This is a genomic window from Sphingomonas sp., from assembly GCF_019746015.1.
GTDB lineage: Bacteria > Pseudomonadota > Alphaproteobacteria > Sphingomonadales > Sphingomonadaceae > Sphingomonas.
In genome coordinates this window covers 1-7,786 of sequence record NZ_JAIESM010000073.1, presented here as the reverse complement: position 1 = coordinate 7,786, position 7,786 = coordinate 1, and the positions used below count along the sequence as shown (strand labels likewise).

General features: G+C 70.2%; 9 protein-coding genes. 5 read left to right on the top strand and 4 right to left on the bottom strand.

Annotated elements, in window-relative coordinates:
- Nucleotides 1-500, bottom strand: a 500-nt coding sequence (locus K2Y03_RS10675) for a cytochrome c family protein (RefSeq protein WP_294090644.1), incomplete at its 3' end; no start/stop codon positions are given.
- Nucleotides 501-617: 117 nt separating this feature from the next.
- Here K2Y03_RS10675 and K2Y03_RS10670 point away from each other — a divergent pair.
- The gene (locus K2Y03_RS10670; protein WP_294090643.1) at nucleotides 618-1,505 is read left to right on the top strand and encodes a prephenate dehydratase; all 888 of its coding nucleotides are present in this window, start codon (nucleotides 618-620) and stop codon (nucleotides 1,503-1,505) included.
- A 162-nt stretch (nucleotides 1,506-1,667) separates the two neighbouring features.
- Here the strand turns inward: K2Y03_RS10670 and nudC are convergent, their stop codons facing one another.
- The 3 genes from nudC to mutY are packed head-to-tail and all read right to left on the bottom strand — an operon-like array spanning nucleotide 1,668 to nucleotide 4,914.
- The gene (gene nudC / locus K2Y03_RS10665; RefSeq protein ID WP_294090642.1) at nucleotides 1,668-2,558 is read right to left on the bottom strand and encodes an NAD(+) diphosphatase; all 891 of its coding nucleotides are present in this window, start codon (nucleotides 2,556-2,558) and stop codon (nucleotides 1,668-1,670) included.
- The gene (locus K2Y03_RS10660; RefSeq protein WP_294090641.1) at nucleotides 2,558-3,862 is read right to left on the bottom strand and encodes a serine hydrolase; all 1,305 of its coding nucleotides are present in this window, start codon (nucleotides 3,860-3,862) and stop codon (nucleotides 2,558-2,560) included. The genes nudC and K2Y03_RS10660 overlap by 1 nt, the downstream gene beginning before the upstream one ends.
- Complete coding sequence (mutY, locus tag K2Y03_RS10655; RefSeq protein WP_294090640.1) at nucleotides 3,859-4,914, bottom strand: A/G-specific adenine glycosylase; 1,056 nt, start codon at nucleotides 4,912-4,914, stop codon at nucleotides 3,859-3,861. The genes K2Y03_RS10660 and mutY overlap by 4 nt, the downstream gene beginning before the upstream one ends.
- A 26-nt stretch (nucleotides 4,915-4,940) precedes the next feature.
- Between mutY and K2Y03_RS10650 the strand changes: the two genes are divergently transcribed.
- From K2Y03_RS10650 to K2Y03_RS10635, 4 genes are all read left to right on the top strand, one after another.
- The gene (locus K2Y03_RS10650; RefSeq protein WP_294090639.1) at nucleotides 4,941-5,477 is read left to right on the top strand and encodes a DUF721 domain-containing protein; all 537 of its coding nucleotides are present in this window, start codon (nucleotides 4,941-4,943) and stop codon (nucleotides 5,475-5,477) included.
- Nucleotides 5,474-6,172, top strand: coding sequence for a thioredoxin domain-containing protein (locus tag K2Y03_RS10645; protein ID WP_294090638.1), 699 nt, complete (start codon nucleotides 5,474-5,476; stop codon nucleotides 6,170-6,172). The genes K2Y03_RS10650 and K2Y03_RS10645 overlap by 4 nt, the downstream gene beginning before the upstream one ends.
- 18 nt (nucleotides 6,173-6,190) lie before the next feature.
- On the top strand, nucleotides 6,191-6,931 hold the full coding sequence (locus K2Y03_RS10640; protein ID WP_294090637.1) for a thioredoxin domain-containing protein: 741 nt from the start codon (nucleotides 6,191-6,193) through the stop codon (nucleotides 6,929-6,931).
- A gap of 14 nt (nucleotides 6,932-6,945) precedes the next feature.
- A partial coding sequence (locus K2Y03_RS10635) for an AAA family ATPase (protein WP_294090636.1) occupies nucleotides 6,946-7,786 on the top strand: 841 nt, incomplete at its 3' end.

The window sequence follows — 7,786 nt, the reverse complement described above, 5'->3', positions numbered from 1 at the left end:
CCCTGGCTGTTGAGATAGGCGATCACGTCCGCGCGCTTCTGTGCGTCGGCGATCCCGGCAAAGGTCATCTTGGTGCCGGAGGCGAATTTGGCGGGCTTGCGCAGCCATTCGTTCAGGTTCTGGAAGCTCCACTCGCCGCCATGGCCCTTGAGCGCGTCGGAATAGGCAAAGCCCTGCGCGGCGATCGGCTTGCCGACAATGGCATGGAGATTGGGGCCGATGCCGGCCGCGCCGCCCGCCTCGATCGTGTGGCACGACTGGCACTGCTTGAACACGTCGGCGCCACGGCTGACTTCGGCGGACGCCATCATCGTCTCGATGGGCGCTTCAGGGGCGGCGGCAGCACTTTCCGCGCCTTCTTCCACCACGCCCTCGATCGGATAGCCCATCTTCTCGGGGCGCTCGGACCGGAAATGCTCGCCCGTCAGGATCGACAGGCCAAGCCCGACGAAGATCGCCGCCAACACCCAGCCCAGGATGACGTTGGTCCGAAAGCTCATTGTTGTTACCGCCCTCTTATACGCGACTGCAAAATCGGCCCCCCTTTAGAGTTGCCTTTGCCACACCGCAAGGCGCTTGCGAGGGGGGCTGGGGCTGGCTAATCGCCGCCCCAGTTTATGGAACGCTTCCCGCTCCCCGCCCAGCCGCATGTCGCCGCCCTTGCCGCCGCTGCCGCCGCCGATCCGGCGCGTGCCGTCGCGTTTCAGGGCGCGCCGGGGGCCAATTCGCACATCGCGGCCGAGCGCGCGCTGCCCGGTTGCCTGCCGCTGCCCTGCTTCGACTTTGCCGACGCGATCGAGGCGGTGCAGACGGGCGCCGCCGCGCGCGCGCTGATCCCGATTGAAAATTCGCTGCACGGCCGGGTGGCCGACATGCACCTGCTGCTGCCGGAATCGGGGCTGGCGATCGTCGGCGAATATTTCCTGCCGATCCGCTATGCGCTGATGGGGCTGGGCACCACCGAGCAGGTGCGCGAGGCGGCCAGCCACCCGCAGGCGCTGGGCCAGTGCCGGCACTGGTTGCGCGTGCGCGGGATCGAGCCGGTCACCTATCCCGATACCGCGGGCGCGGCCGCGATGGTGGCCGAACGCGGCGACCCGGCGCTGGCCGCGCTCGCGCCCGCCGGGGCGGCGGCGATCTATGGCCTGACGCTGCTTGCCGAAGACATCGCCGATGCCGAGCACAATATGACGCGCTTCGTCACGCTGGCGCTGGAGCCCGAGCTGCACGAGGGCGCGGGGCCGATGATGACGACGCTGATCTTCGCGCTGCCCAATGCGCCGGCCGCGCTCTACAAGGCGCTGGGCGGCTTTGCGACCGCGCAGGTCAACATGACCAAGCTGGAAAGCTATCAGCGCGGCGCCAGCTTTGCCGCGACCGAATTCTATGCCGATTTCGTCGGCGCGCCGGGCGATCCGCCGGTCGACCGCGCGCTTGCCGAGCTTGCCTTTCACGCCGAATGGGTGCGGATTCTGGGCAGCTACCCAATGGCGCGCGAACGGTAAGAGTCTGATTCGAAATTCGCGAAAGGGCGAATTTCGAGGCGGCACCGGCCCGCTCCCCCGCCCGGCCACCCACAAGAGTAGCCTGAATGGGTGGCCGGGCGGGGGAGCGGGCCGGTGCCGGACTATCCGAAACGGCGTTTCGGATCAGACACTAACGCCCGCTTATTCCGCCGCCCATGCGGTGAGGAGCGTGTGCGCAATCGCATAGGGGGGCGGGGGCAGGAACGGCCCGGCCTCTCCCGCCAGCACCGCGCGCACCGCCGAACGCTCGACCCAGATCGCATCCTCCAGCTCATGCGTGTCGAGCGTGATCGTGTCGTCCTCTGCCATGCCGATGCACGCGATCATCAGCGAGCTGGGGAAGGGCCACGGCTGGCTGGCGACATAGCGGATGGCCGACACGCGCACGCCCGCCTCCTCGAACAGTTCGCGCGCGACCGCTTCCTCGATCGATTCGCCCACTTCCAGAAACCCCGCCAGCGCCGAATAGCGCCCCGGCGGCCAGCCCGGCTGACGGCCCAGCAGCGCGCGGTCGCCATGTTCGGCCACCATGATCACCACCGGGTCGGTGCGCGGAAAATGCTCCGCGCCACAGCCGCCGCATTGCCGCGCCCAGCCAGCCCGGATCATCTGCGTGGGCGTGCCGCAATTGGCGCAGAACCGGTGCCGGCTGTGCCAGTCGAGCACGCTGCGCGCGGCGGCATAGGTGGCCGCTTCGCCCGGTGCCATCATCCCCAGCATGCCGAACAGCCGCATCGAGCGCCCCGGCGGCACGCGCATATCGGGCGTCAGCGCGGCGAAATGCGGCCGGCCGCTGCCGTCCAGCCCCAGCAGCACCAGCTCGGCATCGTCGGGCGCGTCGGCCAGGCTGGTCCAGCCGAGCATGCCCTCGGGCGTCAGTTCGGGCTCGAAGTTCGCCAGCTTCAGCAGCTTGGCGCGCCAGTCGCCCCGCGCCGCCGCCAGCGCATCGGCATCGTGGCGCAGCCGGTCGGCCCGGTCGAGCGGGCCGCCGGTGAAGCCGGGCGTCAGCAGCGTGCCGGTGACGCCATCCATCATTTGGCGGTGTCGGCGTAGAACGCCTTCATGAAGTCGGTGCGCAGCGGCCATTGGCCGGCCGGGATATAGTTGACCATCACCGTCACCCGCTGGCGGCGCGCGGGATCGACCCAGGCGATGGTGCCGGCGGCGCCGCCCCAGCCATAGGTGCCCTTGCCCGGCCCGCCCGGCGTATCGGCCAGCGTTACCGATCCGCCCGCGCCAAAGCCCATCGGCACCTTGGCGCTGCTGTCCTTATAGGCAACGCCGGTGGGCAGCAGGTTCGACATGGCCATCGCCACCGTCTCGCGCTTCATCACCCGCACCCCGCCCAGCGTACCGCCATTTTGCAGCATGTGCAGGAAGCGGTCATAATCGCTCGCCGACATCACCAGCCCGGCGCCGCCATAGGGAAAGCTGGGCGGCTGCAGGAAAACCGAGGTCGCGCCGGGGTCGATCGGCACCGGGTTCGCGCCGAAAAAGGTATAGCCCGTTACCAGCCGGGCCGCGGCATCCTTGGGCACGGTGAAATAGGTCGAGTCCATCTTCAGCGGCGTGAAGATGCGCGTCTGCAGGAAGGTGTCGAACGGCATGCCGCTGGCCTTTTCGATCACCGCGCCCAGCACGTCGAGGCTGATCGAATAGCTCCACTTGGTGCCCGGCTCCGCAATCAGCGGCAGCGTGGCGACGCGGTTGGCGAACTCCTGCAGCGTCTTGGGGCGCACCACCCGCGCTGCCTGCTCGACAGCGGCCGTGCTGGTGAAGGGCACGATGCCGTTCTTTTCATATTCCTTCAGCAACGGCCCCGTGGTGATGATGGTATAGCCAAGCCCGGCGGTGTGGGTGAGCAGGTGGCGCACGGTGATCGGCGTCTTGGCGGGCACCGCGGTCAGGTCTTTTGCCGGGTCGACCAGCACGGTCATATTCTTGAAGGCGGGAATGAAGTCGCTCACCGGCTGGTCGAGCTTCAGCTTGCCGTCCTCGATCAGCATCATCGCGGCCATCGCGGTAACGGGCTTGGTCATCGAATAGACCCGCCACAGCGAGCCGCCATCGGCCGCCGGCGCGCCGGCATCGAACGACAGCGTGCCCGCGCTCAGCAGCCGGGCCGGCGCATTGCCCTGGCCGATCGCGGCGACGATGCCGGGCACCTTGTGCGTGTCGACATAGCTTTTGACCAGCGCCTGCGACTGGGTGAGCGCGGCCGGCGCGGTGGCGGCGGCGCGGGTGACCACGGGCTTGCGCTTGGCCTGGCCGGCGAGTGCCCCGGTGGCGGCAAGCGCGATCATCGCGCTGCCCAGGATGATGCGGTGCTTGGTCATGTCTTCCTCCCTAATCGTGCGGCCTTGGCGAACAGCGTCGGCAACCCTGCCGACTCAAGTGCGTCGATCCGCCACCATTCTCCCGCCCCTGATGGCGCATCGCCCCGCCCGGCGGCAAGCGCCAGTTCGAGCCGGAAATGGGTGAAGACATGGCTCACGCGCTCGGCGCTCAGCGCCCAGTCGATGGCGGCGGGCGCGTCGGCGAGGCCCGGCGGTTCTTCGGTCCAGGGGCCGGTGGGCAGCGCGCGCATGCCGCCGAGCAGACCCGTGGGCGGGCGGCGGACGAGCAGGACATGGCCGTCGCGCTCGATCCAGAAAGCGGTGCCGTAAAGCTGTGGCCGGGCGGGCTTGGCCGCCTTGACCGGATAGGCTGCCGGCCGGTCTTCCGCCGTCGCTGCACAGAAATGCTTGAGCGGGCAGCGCGGGCAAGCGGGCGCGCGCGGCGTGCAGACGGTGGCGCCCAGGTCCATCATCGCCTGGGCAAAGTCGCCGGGCCGCTCGTCTGGTGTGATCGTGTCGGCCAGCGTGCGCAGCGTGCCGCGCGCGGCCGGCAGCGGGTCTGCCAGCGCGAACAGGCGCGCGACCACCCGCTCGACATTGCCGTCCACCACCACCGCGCGGCGGCCGAACGCGATCGCGGCGATGGCGGCGGCGGTATAGTCGCCAATGCCGGGCAGCGCGCGCAACGCCGCCTCGTCAGCGGGAAAACGGCCGTCCGGCCGGGCGGCGACGGTGCGCGCGCAGGCCAGCAGATTGCGCGCGCGGGCATAATAGCCAAGCCCCGCCCAGGCGGCCATCACCTCGGCATCGTCGGCGGCGGCGAGCGCCTGCACATCGGGCCAGCGCGCGAGGAAGGCGGCAAAGCGCGGGGTGACGGTGGCCACTGTCGTCTGCTGCAGCATCACTTCCGACAGCCATACGCGATAGGGGTCGGCCGTGCCCTGCTTCACCCGCCAGGGCAGATCGCGGCCCTGCGCGTCATACCAGGCGAGCAGCGCCGGGGCGATGGCGGCGCGATTGTTGCCGGGCTCATATCTGCGCTTGGCGTCCACCGCGCCGCTATGGCATGGACGGGCGGATGAGCAAGGTGCCGCGTCCTCCCAAACCCCCGACCGATGCGCCGCGCGGCGGCCCCGCGCGTACGGTGAGCGAGCTGCTGCCCGATATCGGCGGGGCGGCGTTTCGCAAGTTCGGCTTCGTGCAAAGCTCGGTCGTCACCCGCTGGGCAGAGATTGTCGGCCCGCGCTTTGCCGCTGTCTCCGCGCCGGAATCGATCCGCTTCCCGCGCGGCCGTCGCGAGGAGGGGACGCTGCATCTGGTGGTGCGCGGGGCGCATGGGCCGGTGCTGCAGCATATCGTGCCGGAGATTATCGAGCGGGTGAACCGCTTCTTCGGCTATCCGGCGGTCGCCCGGGTCGCGATGCGCAGCGGTGCGGTGGCCGGCGCCGCGCCCGCCACCCAGGCCGCGCCGCCAGCACCAAAGCCGGTGCCGGCCGAACTGGGTGACAGTCTGCGCGCGGTGGTCGATCCGGAACTGCGCGCGGTGCTGGCGGCGCTGGCGGCGGGCGTCGCCACGACGAGCGGCCCGCCGCGCATCGGGGAGCGGGCGGAATGATCGCGCGGGTGTTGATTGCGGCGCTGTTGATCGGCGGCGTGGCGCTCGCCCAGCGGCCGGCCGCGCGCGTGGCGGCGCCGGCGCGGCCCGCTGTCACCGATTGGGGCAAGCTGGTGCGCGAAACCGCCGACGGGCATTTCGTGCGCGGCAACCCGGCCGCGCAGATCAGGCTGGTCGAATATGCCAGCTTCACCTGCCCGCATTGCGCGGCCTTTGCGGCGGAGTCGGCCGCGCCGCTCGACGCGCTGATTTCCTCGGGCGAGGTCAGCCTGGAATTCCGCCCGGCGCTGCGCGACGCGCTCGATCTGGGCGCGGCGGTGGCCGCCCGTTGCGGCGGGCCGACGCGCTATTTCGACATCGCCAAGGCGATCTTTGCCGATCAGAACGCGATTTTCGAGCGCGCCGGCACCTATGCCCAGGCGCACCGGGGCGACCAGCGCCCGCCGCTGGTTCAGCTGCGCGCGGTTGCCGACGCGACCGGCATCACGGCCATCGCCAGGGCGCGCGGGGTAAGCGATGCGCGCCTGGCCAGCTGCTTCAACGACGGCCGCCGCCAGCAGGCAATGGCGCTGGCCGCGCAGGCGGCGTGGAAAAAGATCACCGGCACGCCCAGCTTCTTCATTGGCGACGAAAAGCTCGACGCGGGCGACTGGGCCGGGCTTCAGCCGATTTTGCAGGCGCGCCTGGCGCGCTGACTTATGGGAGCAAGAGCAATGATTTCGCGGACCTTGATGGCCTTCACCCTGGCGGGCGCGCTCGCGGCCTGCGGCGGCGCCGGCGGTGACACCGGCAGCGCGCCGGCCGCGCCGGTGGCGGGGAAGGCTCCCCCGGCCGGCAAGCAATGGACCGAAACCGTCAGCACCACGGCCGAGGGCGGCTATGTGATGGGCAACCCGGATGCGCCGGTGAAGCTGATCGAATATGGCTCGCGCGCGTGCCCGGTCTGCGCGCGCTTCGACGCGGAAGGCTTTCCAGCGCTGAAGGCGGGGCCGATCGCTGCCGGCAAGCTGTCTTACGAATTCCGCGAATATCCGGTGCATGGCGCGCTCGACATTGCGCCCATTCTGCTCGGCCAGTGCGTGGGCACCGAGGCGTTCTTCCCGATGCTGGACGAGATGTTCAAGGCGCAGCCGCAGCTGCTCGCCAAGGCCAATGAAGTGGCCCAGGCGATCGGCGCCCAGCAGATGACGCCGAACCAGACCGCAATCACCTTTGCCGAGCAATTGGGCTATCTCGACTTCGTCAAGCAGCGCGGCGTGCCGGAAGCGCAGGCGCGCGCCTGCCTGTCCGATCCGGCGCGGATCGACGCCATCGTCAAGCGGTTCGAGGCGGCGAACAAGAAATACAGCGTCGCCGGCACGCCGACCTTCGTGCTGAACGGCAAGGTGGTGGACAACACCACCGACTGGGCCACGCTGAAGCCCAAGCTGGCCGCCGCCGGCGCCGGCGTCTGACGGAGCATTAGGCGTTGCAGATCAAACGGCTGCGGCTGACGGGGTTCAAAAGCTTCGTAGACCCGGCCGATCTGCGCATCGAGCCGGGGCTGACCGGCATTGTCGGCCCCAATGGCTGCGGCAAGTCGAACCTGCTCGAAGCCCTGCGCTGGACGATGGGCGAATCGAGCGCGCGCTCGCTGCGCGGCGCCGGCATGGAGGATGTAATCTTCGCCGGCACCGCCAGCCGCCCGGCGCGCGACTTTGCCGAGGTTTCGATGCTGATCGAAACGGCGGGCGAGGGCGAGGTGGCGGGCGAGACCGAGGTGGTGCGCCGCATCGAACGCGGCGCGGGCTCCGCCTATCGCATCAACGGGCGCGACGTGCGCGCCAAGGACGTGGCGCTGCTGTTCGCCGATGCCGCGACCGGTGCGCACAGCCCGGCGCTGGTCAGCCAGGGGCGGATCGGCGCGATCATCAATGCCAAGCCCGCCGAGCGCCGCGCCATGCTGGAGGAAGCCGCGGGCATTGCCGGCCTGCATGTGCGCCGCAAGGATGCCGAGGCCCGGCTGCGCGCGACCGAGGCCAATCTGGCGCGGCTGGACGAGATCATGGCCGACCAGGAAGCACGCCTTGCCGCGCTTCGCCGCCAGGCCCGCCAGGCGGAGCGCTATCGTGCGCTGTCGGACCAGATCCGCACGGCGGAAGCGCGGATGATCTTCACCCGCTGGCGCGATGCCGCTGCCGCCGCCGATGCCGCCCGCGCCGAGGCCAGTTCTGCCGAGGCGCGCGTGGCGCAAGCCGCCGAGGCGCAGCGCGCCGCCGCCGCGCATCAGGCCGCGCATGTCGAGGCGCTGGCGACCGCGCGCGCCGCCT

Bases quoted from the DNA above. Each gene is read 5' to 3' on its own strand.
- K2Y03_RS10670 (WP_294090643.1), top strand. From the start codon at position 618: ATGGAACGCTTCCCGCTCCCCGCCCAGCCGCATGTCGCCGCCCTTGCC.
- K2Y03_RS10660 (WP_294090641.1), bottom strand. From the start codon at position 3,862: ATGACCAAGCACCGCATCATCCTGGGCAGCGCGATGATCGCGCTTGCC.
- nudC (WP_294090642.1), bottom strand. From the start codon at position 2,558: ATGGATGGCGTCACCGGCACGCTGCTGACGCCCGGCTTCACCGGCGGC.
- K2Y03_RS10650 (WP_294090639.1), top strand. From the start codon at position 4,941: ATGAGCAAGGTGCCGCGTCCTCCCAAACCCCCGACCGATGCGCCGCGC.
- K2Y03_RS10640 (WP_294090637.1), top strand. From the start codon at position 6,191: ATGATTTCGCGGACCTTGATGGCCTTCACCCTGGCGGGCGCGCTCGCG.
- K2Y03_RS10645 (WP_294090638.1), top strand. From the start codon at position 5,474: ATGATCGCGCGGGTGTTGATTGCGGCGCTGTTGATCGGCGGCGTGGCG.